The organism is Methylobacterium sp. 22177 (assembly GCF_052045615.1).
GTDB classification, from domain to species: Bacteria; Pseudomonadota; Alphaproteobacteria; order Rhizobiales; family Beijerinckiaceae; genus Methylobacterium; species Methylobacterium radiotolerans.
In genome coordinates this window covers 38,897-63,711 of record NZ_JBQEPK010000018.1, presented here as the reverse complement: position 1 = coordinate 63,711, position 24,815 = coordinate 38,897, and the positions used below count along the sequence as shown (strand labels likewise).

24 protein-coding genes are annotated in these 24,815 nt (G+C 72.1%); 2 read left to right on the top strand and 22 right to left on the bottom strand.

Annotation, left to right across the window (positions count from 1 at the left end; genetic code table 11):
- Nucleotides 1-117: 117 nt before the first annotated feature.
- Entirely contained in the window at nucleotides 118-552 is a 435-nt protein-coding gene (locus ACTJK8_RS17285; RefSeq protein ID WP_012329588.1) for a hypothetical protein, read from the top strand.
- Here ACTJK8_RS17285 and ACTJK8_RS17280 read toward each other — a convergent pair.
- From ACTJK8_RS17280 to ACTJK8_RS17235, 10 genes are all read right to left on the bottom strand, one after another.
- A complete protein-coding gene (locus ACTJK8_RS17280) occupies nucleotides 549-1,766 on the bottom strand; it encodes an FAD binding domain-containing protein (protein WP_059408790.1) in 1,218 nt (405 codons plus the stop codon). The genes ACTJK8_RS17285 and ACTJK8_RS17280 overlap by 4 nt on opposite strands.
- 93 nt (nucleotides 1,767-1,859) lie before the next feature.
- A complete protein-coding gene (uraD, locus tag ACTJK8_RS17275) occupies nucleotides 1,860-2,372 on the bottom strand; it encodes a 2-oxo-4-hydroxy-4-carboxy-5-ureidoimidazoline decarboxylase (protein ID WP_440762280.1) in 513 nt (170 codons plus the stop codon).
- Nucleotides 2,373-2,377: 5 nt separating this feature from the next.
- Nucleotides 2,378-2,731, bottom strand: coding sequence for a hydroxyisourate hydrolase (gene uraH, locus ACTJK8_RS17270; protein WP_012329585.1), 354 nt, complete (start codon nucleotides 2,729-2,731; stop codon nucleotides 2,378-2,380).
- A 35-nt stretch (nucleotides 2,732-2,766) separates the two neighbouring features.
- A complete protein-coding gene (gene uraH / locus ACTJK8_RS17265) occupies nucleotides 2,767-3,318 on the bottom strand; it encodes a hydroxyisourate hydrolase (protein ID WP_029358113.1) in 552 nt (183 codons plus the stop codon).
- A 25-nt stretch (nucleotides 3,319-3,343) separates the two neighbouring features.
- A complete protein-coding gene (locus ACTJK8_RS17260; protein ID WP_440762279.1) occupies nucleotides 3,344-4,711 on the bottom strand; it encodes an MFS transporter in 1,368 nt (455 codons plus the stop codon).
- Between the two features lie 96 nt (nucleotides 4,712-4,807).
- The gene (locus tag ACTJK8_RS17255) at nucleotides 4,808-5,557 is read right to left on the bottom strand and encodes an aspartate/glutamate racemase family protein (RefSeq protein ID WP_440762278.1); all 750 of its coding nucleotides are present in this window, start codon (nucleotides 5,555-5,557) and stop codon (nucleotides 4,808-4,810) included.
- Nucleotides 5,558-5,722: 165 nt separating this feature from the next.
- Nucleotides 5,723-7,222: an NCS1 family nucleobase:cation symporter-1 gene (locus ACTJK8_RS17250; RefSeq protein ID WP_012329581.1), complete on the bottom strand. Its 1,500-nt coding sequence runs from the start codon at nucleotides 7,220-7,222 to the stop codon at nucleotides 5,723-5,725.
- A gap of 176 nt (nucleotides 7,223-7,398) precedes the next feature.
- Complete coding sequence (gene puuE, locus ACTJK8_RS17245; protein ID WP_116656609.1) at nucleotides 7,399-8,562, bottom strand: allantoinase PuuE; 1,164 nt, start codon at nucleotides 8,560-8,562, stop codon at nucleotides 7,399-7,401.
- 125 nt (nucleotides 8,563-8,687) lie between these two features.
- The gene (locus ACTJK8_RS17240; protein ID WP_024827365.1) at nucleotides 8,688-9,590 is read right to left on the bottom strand and encodes a LysR family transcriptional regulator; all 903 of its coding nucleotides are present in this window, start codon (nucleotides 9,588-9,590) and stop codon (nucleotides 8,688-8,690) included.
- A gap of 147 nt (nucleotides 9,591-9,737) precedes the next feature.
- A complete protein-coding gene (locus ACTJK8_RS17235) occupies nucleotides 9,738-10,646 on the bottom strand; it encodes a LysR family transcriptional regulator (RefSeq protein ID WP_012329578.1) in 909 nt (302 codons plus the stop codon).
- Nucleotides 10,647-10,735: 89 nt separating this feature from the next.
- Here ACTJK8_RS17235 and ACTJK8_RS17230 point away from each other — a divergent pair, with 89 nt between their 5' ends.
- Nucleotides 10,736-11,179, top strand: a complete 444-nt coding sequence (locus ACTJK8_RS17230; protein ID WP_012329577.1) for a PACE efflux transporter — start codon at nucleotides 10,736-10,738, stop codon at nucleotides 11,177-11,179.
- 161 nt (nucleotides 11,180-11,340) lie between these two features.
- Here ACTJK8_RS17230 and ACTJK8_RS17225 read toward each other — a convergent pair whose 3' ends face one another.
- The 12 genes from ACTJK8_RS17225 to ACTJK8_RS17170 all read right to left on the bottom strand — a co-directional run bounded on the left by ACTJK8_RS17225 (nucleotide 11,341) and on the right by ACTJK8_RS17170 (nucleotide 24,811).
- On the bottom strand, nucleotides 11,341-13,206 hold the full coding sequence (locus ACTJK8_RS17225) for an ATP-binding response regulator (protein ID WP_440762277.1): 1,866 nt from the start codon (nucleotides 13,204-13,206) through the stop codon (nucleotides 11,341-11,343).
- Nucleotides 13,203-13,799: a response regulator gene (locus ACTJK8_RS17220; RefSeq protein WP_043074725.1), complete on the bottom strand. Its 597-nt coding sequence runs from the start codon at nucleotides 13,797-13,799 to the stop codon at nucleotides 13,203-13,205. The genes ACTJK8_RS17225 and ACTJK8_RS17220 overlap by 4 nt, the downstream gene beginning before the upstream one ends.
- A gap of 597 nt (nucleotides 13,800-14,396) precedes the next feature.
- Nucleotides 14,397-14,843 carry a Rieske (2Fe-2S) protein gene (locus tag ACTJK8_RS17215; RefSeq protein WP_024827367.1) on the bottom strand — a complete coding sequence of 149 codons (447 nt, stop codon included), beginning with the start codon at nucleotides 14,841-14,843 and terminating at the stop codon, nucleotides 14,397-14,399.
- Nucleotides 14,836-15,540 carry an ABC transporter ATP-binding protein gene (locus ACTJK8_RS17210; protein ID WP_012329573.1) on the bottom strand — a complete coding sequence of 235 codons (705 nt, stop codon included), beginning with the start codon at nucleotides 15,538-15,540 and terminating at the stop codon, nucleotides 14,836-14,838. Before ACTJK8_RS17210 ends, ACTJK8_RS17215 begins: the two co-directional genes overlap by 8 nt.
- Entirely contained in the window at nucleotides 15,533-16,351 is an 819-nt protein-coding gene (locus tag ACTJK8_RS17205) for an ABC transporter ATP-binding protein (protein WP_058608075.1), read from the bottom strand. The genes ACTJK8_RS17210 and ACTJK8_RS17205 overlap by 8 nt, the downstream gene beginning before the upstream one ends.
- Nucleotides 16,348-17,382, bottom strand: coding sequence for a branched-chain amino acid ABC transporter permease (locus tag ACTJK8_RS17200; RefSeq protein ID WP_012329571.1), 1,035 nt, complete (start codon nucleotides 17,380-17,382; stop codon nucleotides 16,348-16,350). Before ACTJK8_RS17200 ends, ACTJK8_RS17205 begins: the two co-directional genes overlap by 4 nt.
- Complete coding sequence (locus tag ACTJK8_RS17195) at nucleotides 17,379-18,251, bottom strand: branched-chain amino acid ABC transporter permease (RefSeq protein ID WP_012329570.1); 873 nt, start codon at nucleotides 18,249-18,251, stop codon at nucleotides 17,379-17,381. The genes ACTJK8_RS17200 and ACTJK8_RS17195 overlap by 4 nt, the downstream gene beginning before the upstream one ends.
- Before the next feature lie 82 nt (nucleotides 18,252-18,333).
- A complete protein-coding gene (locus ACTJK8_RS17190; RefSeq protein ID WP_440762276.1) occupies nucleotides 18,334-19,482 on the bottom strand; it encodes an ABC transporter substrate-binding protein in 1,149 nt (382 codons plus the stop codon).
- 34 nt (nucleotides 19,483-19,516) lie between these two features.
- Nucleotides 19,517-20,725: a xanthine dehydrogenase family Fe-S subunit gene (locus ACTJK8_RS17185; RefSeq protein ID WP_440762275.1), complete on the bottom strand. Its 1,209-nt coding sequence runs from the start codon at nucleotides 20,723-20,725 to the stop codon at nucleotides 19,517-19,519.
- A complete protein-coding gene (locus ACTJK8_RS17180) occupies nucleotides 20,722-21,594 on the bottom strand; it encodes an FAD binding domain-containing protein (protein WP_012329567.1) in 873 nt (290 codons plus the stop codon). The genes ACTJK8_RS17185 and ACTJK8_RS17180 overlap by 4 nt, the downstream gene beginning before the upstream one ends.
- Nucleotides 21,591-23,945, bottom strand: coding sequence for a xanthine dehydrogenase family protein molybdopterin-binding subunit (locus tag ACTJK8_RS17175; protein ID WP_440762274.1), 2,355 nt, complete (start codon nucleotides 23,943-23,945; stop codon nucleotides 21,591-21,593). The genes ACTJK8_RS17180 and ACTJK8_RS17175 overlap by 4 nt, the downstream gene beginning before the upstream one ends.
- On the bottom strand, nucleotides 23,942-24,811 hold the full coding sequence (locus ACTJK8_RS17170; protein WP_440762273.1) for an alpha/beta hydrolase: 870 nt from the start codon (nucleotides 24,809-24,811) through the stop codon (nucleotides 23,942-23,944). The genes ACTJK8_RS17175 and ACTJK8_RS17170 overlap by 4 nt, the downstream gene beginning before the upstream one ends.
- Nucleotides 24,812-24,815: the final 4 nt, after the last annotated feature.

The window sequence follows — 24,815 nt, the reverse complement described above, 5'->3', positions numbered from 1 at the left end:
GGCCGTGCCGGGATGGCCAGACCGCGGGACGTGTCACCGAGACGTGTCACCGAGAGGTGCCGCCGCGGCGATGACTTTCGCGGGAACTGCGTTAGCCTCACGGGCCGGAGGAGCGCCATGACCCAGGGAACGGAACCGGCCTCGGCGGCGCTGCCGCCCGACTTGGCTCAGGACTTCGCGGCGGCGCGGGACAACGGCTGCGTCGGCACCCGGCTGCTCTCGGAGGACGCGCGCTGCCGGGTCTGGACCATCGTCCTGGCGCCCGGCGCGCGGATCGGCTTCCACACGCACGTGCTCGACTATTTCTGGACCGCTGTGACGGCGGGGCGCGCCCGCTCGCACTACGGCGACGGGCGGGTCGCGGAGGTCGATTACCGCGCGGGCGACATCCAGCACCTGTCGTTCGGGCCGGGCGAGTCGATGACCCACGACCTCGCCAATATCGGCGACACGGAGCTGATCTTCACCACCGTCGAGTTTCTGGACAGCGCGAATCCGCCCCTCGCCCTCCCGGCCGCCGTGCGCGCCGAGGCGACCTGCCGCGCGGCTTAACGGAGGCGGACCTCCGGCGGGACCGCCGTCCCGGCCATGACCGCCTCGGGGCTGCGGAACCGCTCCGCCGCCGCCCGCTCGGCCGCGCCGCGCTGCTGCGCCTGCAGGTACGCGCCGAGATCCCGTCCCCGCGCCACGACCGCCGCGCCGTAGGACCGCCGGCGCGCGTCGAAGGCCGTCAGCGCGGCGTCCACGGCGCCGCCGGCCGCGTCCAGCGCCTCCGCCAGGGCGCCGGCGTCCTCCATGGCCTTGGTCACGCCCATCCCGACATGGGGCCGGGCCACGAAGGCGGCGTCGCCGATCAGGGCGATACCGCGCGCCGGGATCATGGTCGGCACCTCGATGTCCAGGATCGCCTGCAGGAACGGCTGATCGGCGCGCAGCATGACCTCGGCGAACGGCGGCGCGAGGATCCGCTCGGCGTCGGCGCGCATCGCCGCCAGCACCGCGGCCTTGATCCGACCCGGCGGGATGGAGAGGGCGTGGCGGACGCCGCCGGCATCGGTCAGCAGCGCGGCGAGCGCGGCCTCCTCGGTCGGCCTGTACCAGACCGCGTTGAAGGAGCGCGCGGTCCCGTCCGCGCGCCCGGGGACGGGATAGCCGAGGATCTGCTCGCCCGGCGGCAGGCAGAACGCGAAATGGCCGGCGATCGCCTCGCGGGTCGCCGGCGAGAGGGCCGCCGCGTCGACGACCGCGCGCCACGCCACGTAGCCCGCGTAGCGCGGCGCGACGGCGCTCAGGTACCGGGCCCGCACGGTGGAGAACTGCCCGTCGGCGCCGACGAGGAGATCCGCCGTGATGCGGCGGCCGTCCTCGAACAGCGCGACGACGCGCTCGCCGTCGTGTTCGACCGCGGCGAGCGCTGCGCCGAAGCGGACGCCGTCGGCGGGCACGGCGTCCAGGAGCAGGCCGTAGAGCCGCCCCCAGCTCGCGAGCACCTGCGGCAGGCTCTGTTCGGCGATCACGGTCCCGCCGCGGTCGAGGACCCGGCGGCCCTCGACCGTGACGCCGAGATCGCGCGCGCCGGCCGGCGCACCGCAGCGCGCCAGCACCGCCCGGAGGCCCGGATGCGTGACGATCCCCGCGCCGCGGCCCGTGAGCGCGCCCGCCGACCGCTCGAACACCGCGACGGCGTGACCGCTCCGCGCGAGCAGGCACGCCGCGGTCAGTCCGGCAATCGAACCGCCGATGACGGCCACGTCCAGTCGCTTCATGCAGCCCCCGAACCGGGATTGCGGTCAAGACCGCGCCCAGCATGGACGCTGCCGACCGGCCGGCCAAGACCGAAATCGCCGCGGGGCGTCGCCCTATCCCGGCCGCACCAGCCGGTCGAGCCGCATCCGGGTGATCGCGCCGATCTCCTCCAGGGCCGTCGCTTCCTCGTCCGCGACCGGGCGCGCGAGGCGTTCCTCGAACAGCACGCGGATCTCGCGCAGGTCGCGGCCGCGCACGGCGACGATGAACGGGAAGCCGAACCGGTGCCGGTAGGCGGCGTTCAGCCGGTCGAAGGCCGCCGCGTCCGCCTCCGTCAGCCGGTCGAGGCCGGCGCTGCCCTGCTCCTGCGCGGACTCGGCGGTCATCGCCCGCGCCCGGGCCTCCGGGCCGGCGAGTTCGGGATGGCCGTTGAGGAAGGCCAGGCGCACCTCCGGCGGCGCCGCGCGCACGGCCGCCATCATCGCCCCGTGGAGTGCGGCGAGGCTGGCGAAGGGCGCCGCGTCGTGGGCGGCCCGAGCGACCCAGGGCGCGTGCTCGAAGACGCCGCCGAGATGCTCGACGAAGGCGTCGCGATCGAGGGCGTTGAGGCGGTCGAGGTCGATCATGCCGCTCAGCTTCCGCGGTAGGTGGTGAAGCTCGACGGGGCGCACAGCATCGGCACGTGGTAATGCTGCTTGGCGTCGAAGACGGCGAACCGCACGACCGGGTTGTCGATGAAGATGTCGGCCTCCGCCGTGCCGGCGCGGGTCTGGAAATACGCGTCGACGAAGAATTCCAGCTGATACTGGCCGGTCTCGGCCTTGTCGGCCGGGAGGATCGGCGCGTCGGTGCGGCCGTCGGCGTTGGTGACGACGCTCTTCACGAGGCGCCACTGGCCGTTCTCCAGGACCGAGAAGTCGATGCGGACGCCCGCGACGGGGCGGCCGCGATCGGTGTCGAGGACGTGTGTGGTGATGCCCGCCATGCCGGGTCTCCTTGTCGCGTCGGGGTTCGGACGGGTCAGCTGCCGCGGTAGTAGGAGTAGCCCCAGGGCGTGAACAGCACCGGCAGGTGGTAGCGCTGGCTCGCGTCGCGGATCCGGAAGCGGATCGGCACGAGGCCGAGGAAGTTCGGGGTCGGGAGCTTCACGCCGAGACCCGCGAAATACGCCTCGACGTGCATCACCAGCTCGTAGCGGCCCGGCTTGAAGGCCTCGTCGACCAGGAGCGGCTCGGCGGTCCGACCGTTCGGCGCGGTGGTGACCGTCTTGATCAGCCGGTAACCGTCGCCGTCGTGCAGCGCGAGGTCGCAGACCATGCCGGCACCGGGCGTGCCGTGGAAATTGTCGATGGCGTGCAGGGTCAGCCGCGGCGAGAGGCCGGCCTGCGAGACGGGCGCGGCGCTCAGCGTGCCGGGCTTGGCGGAAGAGTTGGCCGGAGGGCTGGCCGGAGCCGCCGGTGCGGGCGTGCCCTGGGCCAGCGCCGGACCCGCGGAGATCGCGGCCGCGGCGCCGAGCCCCGTCGCCACGAGGCCGCGCCGCGTCAGAGCCTGTCGGTCAAGTACGTGTCTCAAGACGGCCTCCCTCTCTTGCATCGGTTCATGCCGGCTCGTGCGCCGCGCGGGCCCGGGCGCGCCGCCCCATCTCCGGCGTCGCCGGCGGGACGAAGGCCAGGATCAGGACGAGCGCCGCGGCCTCGACGGCCGCGACCAGCCACAGTCCGGTCGCGACCGAGCCGGTCTGCTCGCGCAGGTAACCCATCACCGCCGGCGCTCCGAAGCCCGCGAGGTTGGCCACCGAATTGATGAGCGCGATGCCGGCCGCCGCCGCCGACCCCGCGAGGAAGCGGCCGGGGATCTGCCAGAAGACCGGGATCGCGCTCATCGTGCCGACGATCGCCACCCCGAGCATGAGCAGCGCGAGGATCGGGGCGTTCGCGATGAAGACCCCCGTGAGCGCGATGGCCAGCGCCCCGACGAGGGCCGGGACCCCGCAATGCAGCCGCGCCTCGCCGGTCCGATCCGAGTGGCGGCCGTTGAGGATCATCCCGGCGCCGCCGCAGAGATAGGCCGCCGACATGATCCAGCCGACCGCGAGCGGGTCGGTGAAGCCGGCATCGCGCACCACGCTCGGCCCGAAGAAGGTCAGGGCCGAGTTCGCCGTGACGATGCAGAAGAAGATCGCGATGCATTGCCAGACGCGCGCGTCCTTCAGCGAGGCGAGGATCCGGTGCTCGCGGTGGCCCAGGGCCACGGCGTCGCGCGCGAGGTCGGCCTCGACCAGCGCCTTCTGCTCCGGCGTCAGCCAGCCGGCCTTGGCGGGTCGGTCGGTCAGGTAGAACAGCGTGACGATGCCGGCCAGGATCGAGGGGATGCCCTCGAGCAGGAACACCCACTGCCAGCCGGACCAGCCGTTGACGCCGTGCATCCCCGACATGATCGCGCCCGCGAGCGGCCCCCCGATGACGCCGGCCAGCGCGGAGGCCGACATGAACAGCCCGAACACCTTGGCCCGGCGCTCGCTGGGATACCAGTAGGTTAGGTACAGGATGACGCCGGGATAGAATCCGGCCTCGAAGACCCCGAGCAGGAAGCGCAGGATGTAGAAGAATGCCGGCGTGGTCACGAACATCATCGCCACGCAGCAGATCCCCCACAGCAGCGTGATCCGCGCGATCGTCTTGCGGGCGCCGATATGCTCCAGCAGCAGGTTGCTCGGCACCTCGCAGAGGAAGTAGCCGATGAAGAAGATCCCGGCGCCGATGCCGTAGACGGTCTCGCTGAACCGGAGCTCGGCCAGCATCTGCAGCTTGGCGAAGCCGATATTCACCCGGTCGATCCAGGACAGGATCCAGAGGACCATCAGGAACGGCAGCAGCCGCCACGTGATCCGCCGGTAGGTGTCGTCCAGACGCGCGGTCGCGGCGATGACCGGCCCGTCGGTCGCGGGTTGCGCCTGGATCGTCATGGCTGTCCCCACGTGGCTTGTTCCGTCTGGAACGGCGAAGGATCCCGAGCGATGCAGGACGGCTGCCAGTCTCGCGCCGGCGGCCTCCGTCCCGCCTCAACCGACGGCTTGGCCGACGGCTTGGCGCGGCGCGAGCAGCGTCCCGAGGGCGGTGCCGAGACCGACGGTGTCGGTGGCGATGACGGGCGGTCGCCGGTAGGGCGCGGCCGCGGCGGCCAGGACCGCCGTCACCCCCGACGCGACCGAGCAGAGGACCGGGACCGGCACGTGCGGCTGCACGCGGGCGGCGAGGCCGACCAGGGCGGCGCCGCCGAGGATCACCGCCTCGGCGCGATCCTCGGCGGCGCAGGCTTGGCAGGCGGCCGCGAGATCGGACAGCGCGGCTTCCGGGTCCTTCGCGATCTTGCCGCCGGTGCGCGCGATCGTCCGGATGCCCACGAGGCCGTCACCGACGCCGAGGCCGGCGACGATCTCGTGGAGCATCGGCTTCCACAGGGCCCCGCCGGTCACGATGGCGTAGCGCGCGGCGGTCCGCTGGGCCTCGCGACACGACGCTTCGAGCATCCCCACCACCGGGACCGGCGAGACCTCGCGCAGGGCGAGCAGGCCGGGATCGCCGAAGCAGGCGAGGAAGACCGCGTCGCAGCCTTGGCCGTGCTCCGCGAAGGCGTCGAGGGCCGCGTGGCCGGCGATGGCCAGGGCCGCCCGGCTGGCGATGTAGGCGGCGCCGAAACGCGCCGTGGCCGGGATGAAGGTCGCCGCCGCACCCGACATCGTCCCGACCTGCGCGGCCAGGAGCTCGGTCACAGAGGTGCTGGTGTTCGGATTGAGCAGAAGGATCCGCATGGCGCCCTCGCGTGGCGGGAGCCGGCCGGACGGCCGGGCGACGGCCGGCACGAAGCCGGCCTGAGGTGGTGAGATCGGGCAGGGCCCGGCGGCGCGGGTCGGTCCGCGCCGCCGGGCGGGTTCGTGTCTCCGATACGGACCGGGGCCGGGCCCGATCGGTCCGGTTCAGGCCGGACGGACCGCGCCGGCGGGGCGGCGGCGCATGAGGGCCGTGTAGATCGCGAAGCCCAGAGCGCAGCCGATGAACCACGTGAAGTTCGCCACGCTCTCCAGGCCCGGCAGGATCACGCAGAGCGCGGGGATCAGGGCCGAGGGGATCAGGGCGGCCACGGCGGCGCGGTTGTACCCGTCCGTGTACCAGTACGTCCCGGCGGGGCTCATCGTGTAGAGGTCGTCGAGGACGACCTTCTCCTTCTTCACGACGTAGAAATCGGCGATCAGGATCCCGAACAGCGGGCCGATGAAAGCGCCGAGGACGTCGAGCGTGTAGTGGATCACGGCGGGATTGTTGTAGAGGTTCCAGGGCGTGATGAAGATCGAGCCGACGGCCGCGATCATCCCGCCCATCCGCCACGAGATCCGCCGCGGCGACACGTTCGAGAAGTCGAACGCGGGCGAGACGAAGTTCGCGACGATGTTGATCCCGATGGTCGCCGTCATGAAGGTGAAGGCGCCGAGCACGACCGCGAAGGTGCTGTCGATGCGGCTCACCGTCTCCACCGGGTCGGTGATCAGGTGACCGAAGACCGGCACCGTCGCCGAGGCGGTGACGACCGTCAGGAGCGAGAATCCGAGGAAGTTCACCGGGAGGCCCCAGAAGTTGCCCCTCTTCACCGCGTCGAAGCTCTCGCCGTAGCGCGAGAAGTCGCCGAAGTTCAGCATCGGCCCGGAGAAGTAGGAGACCACGAGGGCGACGGCGTTGATCATCACCGGCAGGGCGTCCCAGCCGGTGTACTTCACGGTGCCCAGGGTCAGCCCGATCTCGCCGAGCCCGGCCTTGGCGACGAGGTACGCGGCGAGCGCGATCATCACCACGTAGACCGCCGGTCCCGCCCAGTCGATGAACACGCGGATCGCCTCCATGCCGCGCCAGAAGACCAGAGCCTGCAGGACCCAGAGGGTCATGAAGGCGGCCCAGCCCAGGCTCGACAGGCCGGCGAAGCCGTGCTGCTTGAGGTCGGCGTAGACGGCGAGTTCGGGGAAGAAGCGCAGCGCCACCACGGTCAGCGCCGCCGAGGCGAGGTAGGTCTGAATGCCGTACCACGCCACCGCGATCAGCCCGCGGATGATCGCCGGGATGTTGGCGCCCTTCACGCCGAAGGAGGCGCGGCAGATCACCGGATAGGGCGTGCCGGTCCGCTGGCTGGGTTTGGCGACGAGGTTGCAGAAGACCTGGACGATGACAATGCCGACCAGCAGGGCGATCAGCACCTGCCAGCTCACGAGTCCCAGCGAGAACAGGGAGCCGGCGGTCACGTATCCGCCGACGCTGTGAACGTCAGACATCCAGAAGGCGAAGATGTTGTAGGTGCCCCAGGTCTGCTTGCGCAGCGGCGCCAGATCCTTGTTCACGAGATCCGGATCGTAGCTCGGCTTGATGACGACGGCGTCCCGTTCATCCGACACGGCGGTGCTGATGCCGGCGGCCTCGACCTGTGCGTACATGGCGTTTCTCCCTGACTGGCGCAGCCCTGTTGCCGGGCTTTTCCCGTGACCCTGACGGCCCTTTGCGGCCCGTCAAGCAAGACCTACGTCTCTCCGTCTCCTGATCCTCGTAAACCCGAACCGAATACAGATAACGACCGCGTTGGGGCATTCACGACCCGGTCGAGGCGTCGGCTCTATTCTCCGGTGAGCGCCTCGAGTCGGCTCCGGAGGCCGCGCGCGTCGGCCGGGACACCCGCGGCCTCCGCGAGGAGCCGGGCCAGAACGGACGGGTCGTCCGCCTCCGCGGGGAGTCCGCCCGCGCGGACCCGCTCCGCCATCGCCGCGCCGGCCGCGGGCGACGCGCCGGACAGGCCGGCGCAGACCGGGCCGAAGACCTCGCCGAACAGGGCGCGGCCCATGCGGGTCGGCCGGTAGCCGCCGCGCGGCGGGTGGGCCGCGATCCAGTGGCGGGCGATGTCCAGCCGGGTGGTCACCCATGCGTCCGGGTGATCGCCCACGTAGTCGAGGAATCGCTCCAGCGCGGCCATCCGCCCCGGACGCCCGACCAGGCGGCAGTGGAGCCCCACCGACATGATGCCGCCCCGGCCCGCCTCGCCCTCGCGGTACAGGACGTCGAACGTGTCCTTGAGGTAGCCGAAGAACTGGTCGCCGTTGTTAAAACCCTGGGCGGTCGCGAACCGCATATCGTTGGCGTCGAGGGTGTAGGGAACGACGAGCTGCTGACGCCCCCCGATCCGCAGCCAGTAGGGCAGGTCGTCGGCGTAGGAATCGGCGAGGTACAGGAAACCGCCCTCGGCGGCGCCGATCGCCAGCGTGTTCGCGGAGGTCCGCCCCTGGTAGAGGCCGAGGGGCCGGCTGCCCGTCAGCGACGTCTGCAGCGCGACGGCCGCGTCGATATCGGCGCGCTCGGCCTCCGGGCTGTGGTCACGATAGTCGATCCAGCGAAGGCCGTGGCTGGCAATCTCCCAGCCGGACTCGACCATGGCGGCGACGGCCTCGGGGTTGCGCTGCATCGCCGAGGCGACGCCGAAGACCGTGACCGGGAGGTTGCGGCGCGTGAACGCCCGCCAGAGGCGCCAGAAGCCGGCGCGGGCGCCGTACTCGTAGATCGATTCCATGTTGGCGTGGCGCTTCCCCGGCCAGGGCAGGGCCCCGACGATCTCGGAGAGGAAGGCCTCGGAAGCCGCGTCACCGTGGAGGATGCAGTTCTCGCCGCCCTCCTCGTAGTTGACGACGCACTGGACGGCGACGCGCTTGCCCCCGGGCCAGGCCGGGTCCGGTCGATGCCGACCGTATCCGACCATGTCGCGGGGATAGTCCTGGTCGAGGTCGAACATGGCGTGATCCCTCGTTCCAACGCGAGATAGACGCACCGACGTCCGTTGGTCCAATATCTTGTTCGGCTTGATTGATAGGCTGCACGTTTAGATGGCTGGACAACTGATCCGGCCTCCGGACGGCGTCACCGCTTCTGGAACCGCGCGATCAAGCCCGGCGCCTCCTCGCGGATCAGCGCGAGGAAATTGTCGATGACCGGATTTCGTCGAGTATGATGCAGCGCATAGACGTCCGCCGACAGGAATGACGGCTTGATCGGCAAGACGACGACGTCCGGATGTCTCGCACGACCGACGAATTCCGGGATGATGGCGAGACCGAAGCCGGCCGCGACCAGGTTGATCAGCGACGAGGCCTCGTTGACCTGCTGCGAGATGCTCGGCGTGAAGCCTCTCTGGATGCAAGCATGGTAGATTTCCGCGGCGAAGCGCGAGCTCTCGAGGCCGAGCGAGATCAGCGGCTCGCTGCGGAAGACGTCGATCGCGACGCTCCGACCGGCGGCGAGGGCGTGCTCGCGCGGCACGGCCACGCAGAGCCGCTCCGGCCACGCCATGTGGGCGACGAGATCCGGGTCCTCGGGGGGGCTGCGCAGGAAGCTGAGATCCGTCCGGTTCGCCTTGAGGGCCGCGATCTGGTCGGTCGGCGCCATCTCGTGGATGCGCACGTCCACCGCCCGGAAGCGCTGCTCGAAGGCCCGGATCAGGCATCCGGCCGGCCCTGCGAGGACGGAGCTCGTCATGCCGATGTTGAGGATGCCGGCCGCTCCGGTGCCGATCGTGCGCGCCCGGTCGACGGCGTCGGAGACCTGCGCGAGAACCGCCCGCGCGTTCCCGAGAAAGTCCTCGCCCGCCGCGGTCAGGACGACGCGCCGGCTCGAGCGCTCGAACAGGTTGACGCCGATCTCCACTTCGAGATCGCGGATCTGCTGGCTCAACGGCGGTTGCGACACGCCCAGGCTCTGGGCGGCGGCGGTGAAGCTGAGATGCTCCGCCACCGCGGCGAAGTAGCGAAGATGCCGGAGCTCCATGGGCCGGACCATAGGAAATTCGAATGGATAGGAACACAGAGGTCTTTCCGCGTCCAGACCGCCTGTCGTGACGACCTCGCCGGGAGTCGCGCCGGGTCGCGCTCACCGGCGGGCCCGTCGATCGCGGCTCCGCGCAGCGGCCCTTCCTCAGCGTGGCCAGCCCTCGACCGGGAGGCCGCCGACGCGCTCCGCCGCGAAACGCTCCCGAAGCCAGGTCGCGGCGGGGCCGCAGGGCCGCTGCTTGTGCCAGACCAGTTCGAGGGCGATCGGCCAGTCGCCCTGGTCGAACTGAAGGTCCGGCGTCACGAGGTACGGCGCCGTGAGGGACGCGGCGATGACGTGGTCGGTGACGAAGGCCCAGCCGATCCCGTGCTTCACCATCTCCAGGATGACCCAGTGGCTCTCCACCCACCACACCTCGGCGGCGACCCGCAGACGGCGCTTCTCCGCCCCGTCGCCGCGGGCGGCCACGAGGATCTGGCGGTGGCGCTTCAGCTCCTCCCACTCCACCCGCGCCTTCGCGAGCGGGTGATCGCGGCCGCAGACGAGCTTGAGCGGCACCCAGCCGATGGTCTGGAACCCGAGTTCCGTGGGGAGCTCCTCCTGGCGCCACATCACACCCAGGTCGGCGGCCCCCGACTGAACCATGCGGCTGACATCCTCCATGAGCGGGAAGAGCAGTTCGAGTTCCACGAAGGGGAAGCGCTGGGCGAAGCTGGCGAAGAGGGCGCCGAGGGCGTGCTCCGGGTAGAGCTCGTCGATGGCGACCACCAGCCGGTTCTCGACGCCCTGCTCCAGGCTGCTCGCGACGCCGATCAGGTGCTCCCGCCGGTCGAGCACCACGCGCGCCTCCAGCAGCAGCCGCTCCCCCGCGGGGGTCAGCACCGGGTTCCGGCCCGCGCGGCTGAACAGCGCCAACCCCAGATCCGTTTCGAGGTTGGCCACCTGCGCGCTGACGGCCGACTGGGCCTTCCGCAGCGCCCGCGCCGCGCCCGAGAAGGAGCCGGCCTCCGCCGCGGCCACGAAAGCCTGGAGCTGGTCCAGCGACACCGCCATCTATCGGATTCTCAGATACGTCCTAACTTGAGGATGGCGTTATCGCAGATAGAGAGCGGCCGACCAAACCGCCTCCGCAGAGCGAGACCATGCGCAGCACCCGCGACCGTATCCGCCACGCCATCCTGTTCGAGGTGATCGGCCTCCTGCTCATCGTCCCGCTCGGGACCGCGGCCTTCGGCCTGCACGCCGCCGACATGGGCGTGATCGGCGTCGGCAGCGCCCTCGTCGCGACGAGCTGGAACTACGTCTACAATCTCGGCTTCGACCGGGCGATGCAGCGGCTCGCCGGGCACACGCGCAAGAGCCTCGTCCTGCGGGTCTTCCACGCCGTGCTGTTCGAGGCGGGTCTGCTCATGATCCTGCTGCCGCCGATCGCGTGGTACCTCGGCATCGGCCTGGTCGAGGCCTTCTTCATGGATCTCGCGATCGCGGCCTTCTACGTGGCCTACGCCTTCGTGTTCAATCTGGCCTACGATCGGACCTTCCCGCTTCCGAGCTGGACCGACGCGGCCGCCGAGCCGTCCCGCTGACGCTCTGCGCCCGGCGACGCGGCCGCGCAGCGCCGTCGCGTCACCGATCCCGTGCACGCCGATCCGGCCCAACCCGCCGCCGCCGCGCCGGCCGCGCCGGGTGGACCGCGACGATGGCGCGGCGGGCGTTCGGGGGCCCGCGGAGCTGCGGGAGGCGCCGACTATCCCGCCGCGCGGACGAGACCCGTGTCCTCCGGTCCGCGCCGAGCCTCCGCGCTCACGGGCCCGACGGGCGGCCGGCCCGGCGGGATCAGCGCGGCGAGCGCGGTCTGGAGAAGGTCCGGTCGGACCGGCTTGTGGATCAGCGGGATCCCGCTCTCCGAGGCCTCCCGCATGCGGACGGGCGCGGTGTCGCCGGTGATGAGGATCGCCGGGACCGGCCGCCCCCAATGCTGCCGCAGCGTCGCGATGGCTTCCGCGCCGGTCTGGTCCCGTCTCAGGCGATAGTCGCAGATCAGCGCATCCGGCGGCGGCCCCTGCCAGGGCAGTCGGGTGACTTCGGTCGGGTCCTCGAAGGCCCAGCACAGGCACCCCCAGCCCGAGAGGAGTGCCACCATCGCGTCGCGGACGATGGCGTCGTCGTCGACGATCAGGATGCGGGCGCCGGCCAGTCCGCCGCTCTCCGAGATATCCGCCTCGCCCGCGGCGTCGAGGTCGGCGCCGTGCACGGTGTCGTGCACGCTGTCGAGCACGGCGTCGAGACTCCTGGGCACGAGGATGCGGAAGACGCTGCCGCTCCCGACCTCCGACGAGAGGGAGAGCGGATGATCGAGCGAGGCGGCGATCCCGCGCGCGATCGCGAGCCCGAGCCCCAGGCCCTTGTGCCGATCGCGCTCGGGATTGCCGAGCTGGTAGAACTCCCGGAAGATGTCCTCGCGCTGGTCGACGGGGATGCCGATCCCGGTGTCGTAGACTTCGATCGACACGCCCGCGCCCCGGCGGCGGCAGCCGATGAGGACGCCGCCGCGCTCGGTGTACCGGATGGCGTTGAGGACGAGATTGCGCAGGACCAGCTCCAGCAGGGCCGCGTCCGAGACGATCGCCAGATCGGTCTGGGGGGTTCGATAGATCAGGCGCTTGGCGTCGGCCAGATGCGCCAGATCGTTCTCGATCTTGTCGAGGAGCGGCTGGAGCTCGAAGGCGCGGCGCCGCGGCGTGATGACCCCGGCTTCCAGGCGCGAGAAGTCCAGCAGCGTGTTGAGCATGTCCGTCGACGCGACGTTCGCGGTCTGGGCGTTCTGGAGGATTCGCCGCTGCGGCGCGGCGAGATCCGTCTGGCTCAGCGCCTGGAGGAACAGGCCCTGGGCGTGGACCGGCTGGCGCAGATCGTGGCTGGCCGCCGCCAGGAATTGGGACTTGGCGGTGTTGGCGTGCTCGGCGTCGCGGCGGGCCCGGTGCGCCGCGGCGCTCTCCGCGCGCAGCTGCTCGACGAGGGCCGCGTTCTCGAAGCGGAGCTCGATGGATTCCCGCACGCGGCGGCTGGCGAGCACGACCTGACCGTACTGCCCGACCACGAAGAGGATCGAGCAGACCGCCAGGGCCCTGTAGGGCGCGCCGCCGAGCGACCAGAGGGTTCCGGCGGCCAGGACGGCGACGGGGACGACGAGGGCGAGATAGAGGTGCCGCCGCGGCGCCAGGAGCGAGACGCCGTTGCTGCAGGTCGCGCCCAGCAGCGACATGGTCAGGATGCTCACCGCCGGGATCTGCAGCGGGAGCGCGATCCAGATCAGGGATCCGAGGATCGCGCCCTCGACGATCTTGCTCGCGAAGATGACGCGCTCCACCCGGCGGGCGCAATCGGGCTCGCCGACCGCCTCGCGCACGCGGCGCGCGTAGGCGGCCGCCCCGAACCGCTCGACGAGGAACGCGCCGTACCAGCCGAGCAGGACGGCGTGGGGCACCAGCTCCCACAGCACGGCGAGCATGAGTGTCGAGACGAGGAAACCGACGGCGACCGACTGCGTGACGCCGTCGAGAACGAGGCGCAGCTGCTCGGCCGCGATCCGGTCCTCCTGCGACGGGCTCATCGGATCAGGCCGAGTTGCTGAGCCTTGAAGACCGCCTCCGCGCGCCGCGTCACCCCCAGCACCGACAGCAGCCCCTGCACGTGGCCCCGGATCGTGTGTTCCGACAGGCCGAGACTGCGTCCGATCATCTTGTTGGACAAGCCGCGCCCGACCAGGGTCAGCACCTCGGCCTGGCGCGGCGTGAGCGTCGGGCAGAGGGCGGCGCCCGCGCGCGGGGCCGCGGACGACCGCGCGAGCATCTCGCGCAGGACCGTCATCATCCGGTCGGGACGGTCGGCCTTGGACAGGAACGCGCAGGCGCCATGCGCCAGGGCCGTGCTGACGGTGTCGGGCAGATCCAGGCCGGACACCACGACGATCCGGGCGGCCGGCCAGCGTTGCTGGAGCAGGCCCATCCCCTCGAGGCCGCTGATGCCCGGCAACTGGATGTCGAGGAGGACGATCGTCGGGACGACGGCGACGATGGCGAGCGCCTCGTGCAGCGATGCACTGTCGAGAACCGGAATCTCGTCGAACGCCGTCGACAGCATCGAGACGATGCCGGATCGGAACAGCGCGTGGTCATCGATGATGAGGATTGCTTCCTGCGCCATGCCGGATCCTGTTTAGAGCAACCGCGCAGGCGCCGTCACGGGTCATAGACCAGTCCATGTGGACTGGTCCACGAAGCTATCCCGATCGGCTAAGCTGATGTTCGGGACATTCAATCGCACGCGCCCGGGGATGCAGCAGAAGGCCACGCGGACGGGATCGGATGCTGGGCGCGCGCCCGCGATCCTGTGCGACCCACGCGGCGGTGCGATGCTGTCCGACGGACCGCGCGCGAGCGGCCCTCCGAAGTCGGTTTGAGGGGATTCCATGGCTCATCGCCGTCATAGACGAAGCGTCGGCTGGACCGCGTCGGATCCGACATTCGCCGCGAGGGGTCCCCTGATCAAGCGGTGGATCGGCGCCGCGGCCCGCAAGCGCCGCCGAGCGGCCCGCCAGGAAGCCCCGACGACTCCGAGCCCGGACAACGTGACGAGGCTGGCCTGGGCCGACACCTTCGGACGGGCGATCGGCCCGCGTCCCCAGCGGGAGGACGCCCCCGCGACCGTCCTCGCGATGCGCCCCCGCCCGAGCAGGAGCGGGTGCAGCACGATCGTCCGCGCGAGACGCGCGGTGAGCGCCGCGATCCCGACCGCGCGGCCCTAGATCCCGATCTGTCGGCCGCTCGCGGTCGCTCTACCGTCCGGTCCCGCTTCCGACCGCTCTCCCGTGCCCGCCCGGCGGGTGCAGCCCGACCGCGCCGTGTTGGGCGCGAGAAGGTCCGATCCGGTCCTGAGCCAGAGCCCGTCCGGGGCCGCCTCGATCGCGAACAGGCGCAGGGCACGGAAGGACCAGCCCGGCGAGACGGCGCCGTCCCGGAGGTCGAACGAGGCCTGGTGGCGGGGGCAGAGCAGCCGGCCCGCGACGCAGCGGCCGAGGGCCAGGTCGGCCCCCTCGTGCGGGCAGGCGCGCTCGGCGGCCACGATCCGCGCGCCGGCCCGCACGAGGAGCAGCTGGCGTCCGCCCGCGGTGACGGGGAGCAGGTCCCGATCGCCGAGAAGGTCGGTCGGGCCGAGGCGGATCCACCCCGGCGGTACCGCCTCAGCCACCGAGATAGGCGTCCCGGACGTGGGGATCGGCGATGAGGTCCTGCCCGCGCCCCTCGAGGACGATGCGGCCGGTCTCGAGCAGGTAGGCGTAGTCGCAGAGTTCGAGGGCCGCGAAGGCGTTCTGCTCGACGAGCAGCACGGTCGTGCCGGCATCGCGGATCGCCCCGATCACCGCGAACATCCGCTCGACGATGTTCGGCGCGAGGCCCAGGGACGGCTCGTCGAACAGTACGAGCTTCGGGCGCCCCATCAGCGCGCGGCCGATCGCCAGCATCTGCTGCTCGCCGCCCGAGAGCGTGCCGGCCGCCTGGTCGCGGCGTTCCGCGAGGCGCGGGAACTCCCCGTAGATGCGCGTCAGGTCCGCCGCGACCGCCGCCCGGTCGCGGCGCAGATAGGCGCCCATTGCGAGGTTCTCGGCGACCGTCATCTGCGGGAAGACGCGCCGCCCCTCCGGACAATGGGCGATGCCCGCGGCCAGGATCCGGCGGGGCTCCGCCCCGGCGATGTCCCGGCCGGCGAACCGGATCGCGCCGGATCGCGGCGGGACGAGGCCGGAGATCGCCCGCAGCGTCGTGGACTTGCCGGCCCCGTTCGCGCCGACGAGGGCGACGAGCTGGCCCTCGCGCACGTCGATCGTGAGTCCCTTCAGCGCCGTGACGTGCCCGTAGCCGCAGACGAGGTCGCGGATCTCAAGCATGGACCGCCTCCTGCGCGGCAGCGGCGGCGGCCTGCCGGGCGGCGCTGCCCTGGCCGAGATAGGCCTCGATCACCGCCGGGTCGCTGCGGATCCGGTCCGGCGGCCCCTCGGCGATCAGGCGGCCGTAATTGAGGACGACGATGCGGTCGGAGACCTCCATCACCATCGGCATGTCGTGCTCGACGAGCAGGATGGTGACGCCGCGCTCCCGGATCTGCCGGATCAGCCGCACGAAGACCCGCGTCTCGGAGGCGTTCATCCCCGAGACCGGCTCGTCGAGGAGCAGCATGGCGGGCTCAGTGGCGAGCGCCAGCGCCACGCCGACGAGGCGCTGCTCCCCGTAGGCCAGGGCGCCGGCCTTCTCCTGCGCCCGGCCGGCGAGCCCGACCCAGTCGAGGAGCGCCGCGGCGCGGGCGCGCAGCTGCCGCTCGCCGGCCCCCGCGCGGCCGAGGAGCGCGTCGAGCACCGGCGCGCGGCCCGCCGCGGCGCCCATCTGGTGCAGGCCGATCATCACGTTCTCGAACACCGTGTCGTCCGGGAAGACGCTGGTGCGCTGGAAGGTGCGGGCGAGGCCGAGCCGCGTGATCGCGTGCGGCGGCAGGCCCTTCAGGGACGTGCCGCGGAAGCGGACATCGCCCTGGCTGGGCTTGAGGAAGCCGGTCATCACGTTGAAGGCCGTCGTCTTGCCGGCCCCGTTCGGGCCGATCAGGCTGACGATCTCGCCGGCCCGGACGTCGAAATGCAGGTCCGCGATGGCGACGAGGCCGCCGAAGCGGACGCCGACATGCTCGACGGAGAGGATCGCGCTCATCGCTGCACCGCCGGATTGGCCTCGAGGACGGGGGCGGCCGGGGCCGGCCGGCGGCCGAGCAGCGCCGCCAGGCCCGGGACGATGCCCCGCGGCATCACGAACAGGATCACGATCAGCACGAGGCCGTAGACGATCCACTGCGCCTCCGGCGCCATGACCGGGCGGAGCGCCACCGGCAGCAGGCCGAAGATCAGGCCGCCGACGACCGGGCCCATCAGGGTACCCTTGCCGCCCGCCACCACCATGATGACCATGCTGACCGTGGTGGCGAACAGGAACACGTCGGGATCGATGATCCGCAGGTAATGGGCGTAGAGGCTGCCCGCCGCGCCGGCCATCGCGGCCGAGATGACGGCCGCCACCGTCAGCGTGCGGGTGGCGTTGATGCCGACCGACAGCGCCAGCGGCTCGTTCTCCTTGAGGCCCCGCATCGCCCGGCCGAAGCGCCCGCCGACCAGGCGGGCGATCACGGCGTAGCAGAGCGTCCCCACGGCCAGAACGAGGTAGTAGTTCTGGAGCTTGGTCTTGAGGGTCCACATCCCGAGGCCCGGCAGGCCGAGGGTGATGGCCGGGATGTTGGTCAGCGCCAGCGGCCCCTGGGTCAGCTCCACCCAGTTGAGCGCCACGAGTCGCACGACCTCGGCGAACGAGATCGTCACGATCACGAAGTAGGCGCCCCGCACCCGGAAGGAGAGCCGCCCGATCAGGTAGCCGCAAGCGCCCGCCGCCGCCGTCGCCAGCAGGAGGCCGACGACCGCCGGCCAGGGCTCGTGGACCACGCGGATCCCGAAGCCCAGATCCACGTCGAAGCCGAGGCTCGTCAGCGCGCTGACATAGGCGCCGATCCCGAAGAACGCGATGTGGCCGAGGCTGAGCTGCCCGGTGAAGCCCAGGAGCAGGTTCAGGCTCATGGCGCCGATCGTCAGGATGCCGGTCACGACCAGCGCGTTGAGGAGGTAGGGGCTGGCGCCGAGCCCCAGGGGCAGGGCCACGAGGCCGGCGAGCAGGGCGAGGGGGAGGAGCCGGTTCATCCGATGCGCTCCGCCTTCGCGAACAGCCCGGTGGGCCTGTAGAGCAGGACCGCGATGATGATCAGGAACCCCATCGCGTCCCGGTAGCCGGAGGAGACGTACCCGGCGCCCAGCTCCTCGGCGAGCGCCAGGATGAAGCCGCCGATCGCCGCGCCGGTGACGTTGCCGAGCCCGCCCAGGATGACGATGGCGAAGGCCTTGAGCTCGGCGAGGCCGCCCATCTGCGGGAACACCACGTAGACGGGACCGAGGAGCGCGCCCGCCGCCGCCGCCAGCGACGAGCCGAGGGCGAAGGTCGCGGTGTAGATCCGGCGGACGTCGACGCCCATCAGCGCCGCCGTGTCGGAATCCTGGAAGGCCGCGCGCATGGCGAGACCGAGCTTGGTCCGGTTGATCAGCGCGTAGGTCAGGGCGATCAGGGTCAGCGCCGCGCCGAGCACGAACAGCCGCAGCCACGACACCGAGACCGGGCCGACCTGGAGCGGCGCCTCGGGGAAGGGCGACGGGATCGCCTTGGCGACGCCGCCGAAGGTCCAGAGCGTGCCGGATTGCAGGACGATGCCGGCGCCGATCATCACCAGCATGGTGGTGTCGATGTCCGAGCCCCGGAACGGGCGCAGCAGCAGCAGCTCGATCGCGGCCCCGAGCAGCAGGCCGCCGAGGATCGCCACCGGCAGCGCCAGGAAGAAGTTCAGCCCCAGGGCGGCGACCGCGAGATACATGACGTAGGCGCCGACCGTGTAGAGCGCGCCGTGGGTGAAGTTCACCACGTTCATGATCCCGAAGATCAGCGTCAGGCCGATCCCCAGCAGCGCGTAGGTGCCGCCGAGGATGAGCGCGTTGACGAGGTGCTGAATCAGTTCGTTCACGGGCCGCCTCCGAGGATGCGCCCCGGCCCGGAGGCCGGTGGACGGGCGAAGGGACCGGCGTCAGGCCGCCGGTCCGGGGCGCTCACAGCGCCGGCACGATCACTTTCCCGTCCTTGATCTCGATGAGGTAGACGTCGGGCTTGCTCTGGCCGCTCTCCTTCCCGGCGGGGCCGGCCTTGGCGAAGCGGATCGGGCCGTTGAGCCCGACGAAGTCGACCGACCAGAAGGCCTTGGTGATCGCGGCCGGATCGGCCGAGCCCGCCTTCTCGATGGCGTGGGCGATCGCGCGGATGCCGTCGTAGCCGCGGAAGCTCTCGGTGACGCCGGCGAAGTCGAAGCCGCGCTTCTTCCAGGCGCCGATGAAGGCCTCTGTGGCCTTCGGGTCCGGCGTCTTGTCGGGCGACCAGGGCAGGAAGGTCGTGAGGTGCATCGTGCCGTCGGCCGCGGCGCCGGCCTGGGCGATGATCTGGTCCGGGTTCTGAGAGCCGCCGGTGGTGATCACGCGCTTCTTCAGGCCGAGGGCGGCCATCTGCTTGAACAGGAGCACGAGCTGATCGACGGAGCTCGTGATCATGATCGTGTCGGAATCCGACGCCTTCAGCTTGGCGAGCTGGGCGCTCATGTCCTGCGCGCCCTGGTCCATGGTCTCGACGAGGCCGACCGCGACGCCCTTGTCCTTCAGCATCTTGCCGAAGTCGGTCGCGGCGCCGCGGCCGAAATCGTTGTTGAGGACCAGGAAGTCGACCTTCTTCAGCCCCAGGCGCGCAACCATCGGCGCGAAGGTCTCGGCCTCGAGCGACGAGGGCGGCGAGATCCGGAACACGTAGGGATTGCCGGAGGTCGTGATCTTGCCGGACGAGGACGTCTCGACCAGCATCGGGGTCTCGTAGTCCATGAGCTTCGGCATGACGGCGAGCGTCAGGCTGGAGCCCCAGGCGCCCATCATCACCGGGGTCTTGTCGCTGGTGATCAGCTTCTCGGCGACCGCGGCGGCCTCGGTCGGGTTGCTCTTGTTGTCCTCGATCACGAGCTCGAGCTTCTTGCCGAGAACGCCGCCCTTGGCGTTGATCTCGTCGGCGGCGATCTTGGCGCCGTTGACCACGTAGGTGCCCGAGGCCGCGAACGGGCCGGTCAGCGGCTCGTTGACGCCGATGCGGATCGCGTCCGCCCGGGCGCCCGTCGCCGCCAGGGCCAGCAGGATCGCGGTCGTGAGGGTGAACCTGCTGGGCATTCGCGTGTCTCCGGTGGGTTGAGGCGGGAGGGGATCAGGCGCGGCCGAACCACGCCGCGAGGCGCGCGCGGGCGAGGCCGAGGAGCAGGCGGAGCGGGTCGAGGCCGGCGGGCGCCGGCGCCGCGACGCCCGAGAGCCGGGCATCGAGGTTGCGGCAGAACTCCGCCGCGATGCGGCCGGCGAGGTCGCGCACGAGGCCGGGGCGGCCGAACTGCGCCAGCGGCCCGGTCAGGGTGTAGCCGACGTCGAGCGCGACCCGGGCGGTGCCGGGCGTCGGCCCGACCTCGACCCGGTAGCGGATCCGGCCCTCGGTCGCCGAGCGGCCGCCCGCGTCGCTGCCGGCCCCGTGGACCGCGCCGGTCCGCGCGGCCTCGTCGCGCGCGAGGCGGGCACGGCCGCGGAACGTCGCGGCGATCGGCCCGATCCGCACCTGCAGTCCACCCTCCACCGTGTCAGGGGTAGGCTGCGCCGTCAGCACGGCGCCCGGCAGGCAGGCGGCGACCGCCGCGATGTCCCCCAGCAGCGCGAAGACGGCCTCCGGCGGGTGGGCGAGGTCGAGCACCTGCGTGAAGCTGTGGGCCGGGACGAACGCGTCGGACAGGTCCGCAACCGCCGCCGGTGCCGCCGGTGCCGCCGGTGCGATCCGGTCCGCCGGCGGATCCAGGGGCGCGACCGTCGCGCCGCCGACCCGGGCACCGACCGGGCCGAGGGCGCGCGCCGCGCCGGTCTCCGGGGGGATGCCCCGCGCCCGCCGCGCCGCGATGACCGCCATCACGGCCCGGACGATGCCGGCATAGCCGGTGCAGCGGCAGAGATTGCCCGACAGGCCGGCGCGGATCCGCCGCTCGTCGGCCTCGGGCAGCCGGAGGACCAGATCGCGGGCCGCCACCAGCATCCCGGGCGTGCAGTAGCCGCACTGGAGCGCGTGCTCGCGGTTGAAGGCGGCCCGCAGCTCGCCCGCGATCGCGTCCGTATCGAGACCCTCGATCGTTGTGATCGCGGCGCCCGCACAGGCGCCCGCGAAGGTCAGGCAGGCGCGGGCGGGCTCGCCGTCGAGCAGGATCGTGCAGGCGCCGCAGACACCGTGCTCGCAGCCCAGATGCGTGCCGGTCAGGTCGAGCCCGTCGCGCAGCACGTCGCCGAGATGGCTGCGCGGCTCGGCCGCGACCCGCACGGCGCGGCCGTTGACCGTCAGCGCGACAGCCATGCGGGACGCCCCGGGTTCGGCCAGCGCGGCGCTCATGCGGCCTCCGGAAGGGTGTTGGCTCGGGGATCGGGGGCGGCCGCCGCGGCCACCGCGCGGCTCAGGACCGTGACGTGGATGTGCCGCTCGACCGCGTCGGCCATCCCGGCGTCCCGCAAGGCCTGGTCGGCGGCCCGGGGGTCGAAGCGCGCGGCGAAGTCGGGGCCGATACGGCCGCCGAAGAGAGGTCGGGCATCGGCCAGGAGCACGGGCGGCCCCTCGACCGCGCCGATCACGGCCCGGCCCCGGCCCGCGCCGGGTTCGAGCCGCACCGCCCCGATGGCGTGGGCGAACTCGCCGATCTTCGCGCAGTGCTTGACGTAGCCCCAGGCCGCGCCTGCCGGCAGTGCCGGGACGCGCACCGCGACCAGGATCTCGTCCGCACCGAGGGCGACCGCGAGGGCGCCGGTCACGAAGCGCTCGACCGGCAGGGTGCGGCGTCCGTTCCGCCCCGCGATCTCGACCTCGGCGCCGAGGGCCGTCAGGGCGCTCACCCAGTCGGCGGCCGGGTCGGCGTGGACGAGGCTGCCGCCGACCGTGCCGCGGTTGCGCACCGGCCGGTAGGCGATCGCGGCCGCAACCCGCCGCAGCGCGCCGCCGGTGAGGTCGGGCACGCGCCCGTCCTCGATGTCGGCATGGGTCACGCAGGCCCCGAGGATGAGGGTGTCGCCCTCGACCCGGGCTTCCCGGAGCTCGGGCACGCCGGTGATGTCGAGGATGAGGGCGGGCTCGACGAGGCGCAGGTTCAGCATCGGCCCGAGGGACTGGCCCCCCGCGATCAGCTTCACGCCGGCGGGGGCCTCGGCGAGGCGCGCCAGCAGCGCGGGCAGGCTGTCGGGGCGCTCCCAGGCGAAGGCGGCGGGCTTCATGCGGCCTCCCGCGCAGTCACGGCGGGGGTTCCGGCACCGAGCACCGCCTCCACGATCCGCCGGGGGGTGACGGGCGCGTGCAGCAGCTCGACGCCCAGCGGCGCCAGCGCGTCGTTGACGGCGTTGGCCAGCGCCGCCGGGGGCGCGATGGCGCCGCCCTCGCCGATGCCCTTCTGGCCGAAGCGCGTGTAGGGCGAGGGCGTCTCCATGTGGTCGATGCGCGCCATCGGCACGTCGGCGGCGCCGGGCAGGAGATAGTCGGCGAAGGTCGAGGCCAGAGGCTGGCCGCGGCCGTCGAAGCGCATCTCCTCGAACAGGGCCGTGCCGATCCCCTGCGCGAGGCCGCCGTAGATCTGGCCGTCGACCACGAGGGGATTCACCAGCGTGCCGCCATCCTCGACGATGACGTAGTCGAGGATCTCCACCGCCCCGAGATCGGGATCGACCGCCACCACGGCCGCGTGTGCCGCGTACGAGAAGGTGCCGGAATCGCGCACCGGCTTGTAGCCGGCGGTGACTTCGAGCCCGCCCGGATCGGTGTCGGGCGCGAGATCCTGCGGGCGCCGGTACCAAGTGCGGGCGATGGCCTCCAGCGGCACGTCGCCGGTGGGGCCGACGACGTGGCCGCCCTCGAACCGGCACTCGTCGGGCCGCGCCTGGAGCAGGTGGGCGCCGATCCGCACGGCGCGGTCGCGCAACTCCTCGCAGGCCGCCGCCACCGCGCCGCCGGCCATCACCATGACGCGGGAGCCCCAGGAGCCGGTGGAGTAGGGGGTCATGGCGGTGTCGCCGTGGACGAGGCGCGTGCGCGCCACCGGGACGCCCAGGATCTCGTGGGCGACCTGCGCGAGCGTCGTCTCCAGACCCTGGCCGTGGGAATGGGCGCCGATCCGCAGCTCCAGGCCGCCGTCCGGGGTCAGGCGGGCGCTGGCCTGCTCGTGGCCGGGCACCATCGGGATGCCCCAGCCGGAATAGACCGAGGTGCCGTGGGCGGCCTGCTCGCAGTAGATCGCGAGGCCGAGGCCGACCCGGCGCCCGTCCGGCTCGACCTGACGCTGGCGGGCGCGGACCGCCTCCACGTCGATCGCCTTCAGCGCCCGGGCGAGGGCCTCCGGGTAGTCGCCGCTGTCGAAATGCTTCTTCGTGATGTTCTCGAACGGCATCTGCTCGGGCCGCACGAGGTTCTTCTCGCGCACCGCCTCGGGCGGGATCCCGGCCGCGCGGGCGACGGCGTCGAGCACCAGTTCCAGCGCGAAGCAGACGCCGGTGCGCGCGACGCCCCGGTAGGGCAGGATCGGGCACTTGTTGGTGGCCACCGACCACGTGCGGCAGCGATAGGCCGGGAAGTCGTAGGGACCCGGCAGGATGCTGGCGACCTGCGCGGCCTCCAGGCAGGCCGAGAACGGGTAGGCCGAGTAGGCGCCGGAATCGACGGTGGCCTCGCAGTCGATGCCGCGCAGCCTTCCGTCCCGCTCCGCGTAGGCGGTGATGCGGTAATGGTGCTCGCGGCAATTGGCGTTGGCGGTCAGGTGCTCGCGCCGGTCCTCCAGCCAGCGGACCGGGTGGCCGCGGCGGAGCGCGAGCCACGCCAGCGCCACGTCCTCGGCGAGCAGGATCGCCTTGTAGCCGAACCCGCCGCCGACATCCGGCGAGACGATGCGGATGCGGCCCTGCTCGATCCCGAGGCATTCGGAGAGGCCGTTGCGCACGATGTGCGGCATCTGGCTCGCGGTGTGGACGACGAGCTGGTCGAGGCGGTGATCGAGCTGCACCACGGTGCCGCGGCCCTCGATCGGCGCCATGCACTGGCGCCCCGTCGAGATGGTGCGGCTGACCCTGATCGGCGCGTCGAGGGCGCTCTCGATGCCGACATCGACCAGGGTCTCCAGGAAGACGTTGTCGCCCCAGTGCTCGTGGACGAGGGCGGAGCCCGGCGCGCGCGCGGCCAGCATGTCGTGGACGGCGGGCAATTCCTCCAGGTCGAGCACCACGGCGGCGGCGATGTCCTCGGCCTCGGCGCGGGTCGGCGCGACGCACATCGCGACGAGCTCACCCACTTGCCGGACCTTGCCGGTGGCCAGCACCGGCTGCTCGGAGACCTTGAAGCCCGGCAGCCCCGAGACGGCGCGGATCGGCAGCACGCCGTCGAGATCGGCGGCGGTGAAGACGCGGTCGCGGTAGGCCTCCGGGACGTGGATGCCGCGGATCCGGGCATGGGCCAGCGGGCTGCGGACGAAGGCGACGTCCTGCATCCCCGGCAGCCGGAGATCGCCGACATACTGGCCGCGCCCGCGCATCAGGCGGTCGTCCTCCTTGCGGGGGAGCGGAGCCCCCACACCCTCGCGGCTCATCGCGCGCCTCCGAAAAGATCCCGCGCGGCGCGGACCAGGAGGCCGTCGGGCCGGCGGAACCCGTCGAGGATCGAGAAGTGGTCGGCGCCCGGCACCGGCAGCAGGGCGCCCGGCGCGTGGGCGGCGCTGCGCAGGGCATGGAGGTTGCGCGCGTCGCGAACGAGGGCGGGCAGTTCGCGGCTGCCATAGGCCAGCGTCATGGGCTTGGCCGTCACCGGAAGCCGCAGGGGCGACAGGGTCTCGATCTCCGCGTCGGTCAGCCCGAGCTTCTCGTTCAGGTAGATCTCGCGGATCGGCGCGAGGTCGTAGACGCCGGAGATCGCCAGGACCGCGGACACGGCGGGGTGCCCGAGATGGAGCGCAGCGAGCTGCGCCCCCGCGGACCAGCCGGCGAGGACGATCGGGCCGCCGATCCCGCGCGCCGCTCCGTGCCCGGCGAGCCAGTCGAGGGCGGCCCCGATCTCGGCGACGATGCCGGTGAGGCTCGCCTCGGGTGCCAGGGTGTAGCCCGGCATCGCCACCGACCAGCCGGCGGCGTTCAGCCCTTCCGCGAAGCAGGCGAAATCGGCCCGGGCGTTGCGCTGCCAGTAGCCGCCGTGGATGAAGACGAGGCAGGGCGCCCCCGTCTCCGCCGCCGGGTAGAGGTCGAAGGCCGTGCGTTCGCCTGGGGCATAGGGGATGTCGAGCCCCGACGGATGCGCCGCCCGGTACACGGCCGAGGCGGCGTTGCGGGCCGCGACCTGCGCGGCGCTGTCGGGCACGCCCGCGTTGTTGTCGTAGCAGGCGCCCCGGGCCGCGAAGTCCAGGCTGTCCCAGCGGCGGCGCGGGTCCGGCGGGGTCGGGTCGTCGAGGACGAAGGCGGGCACCGGA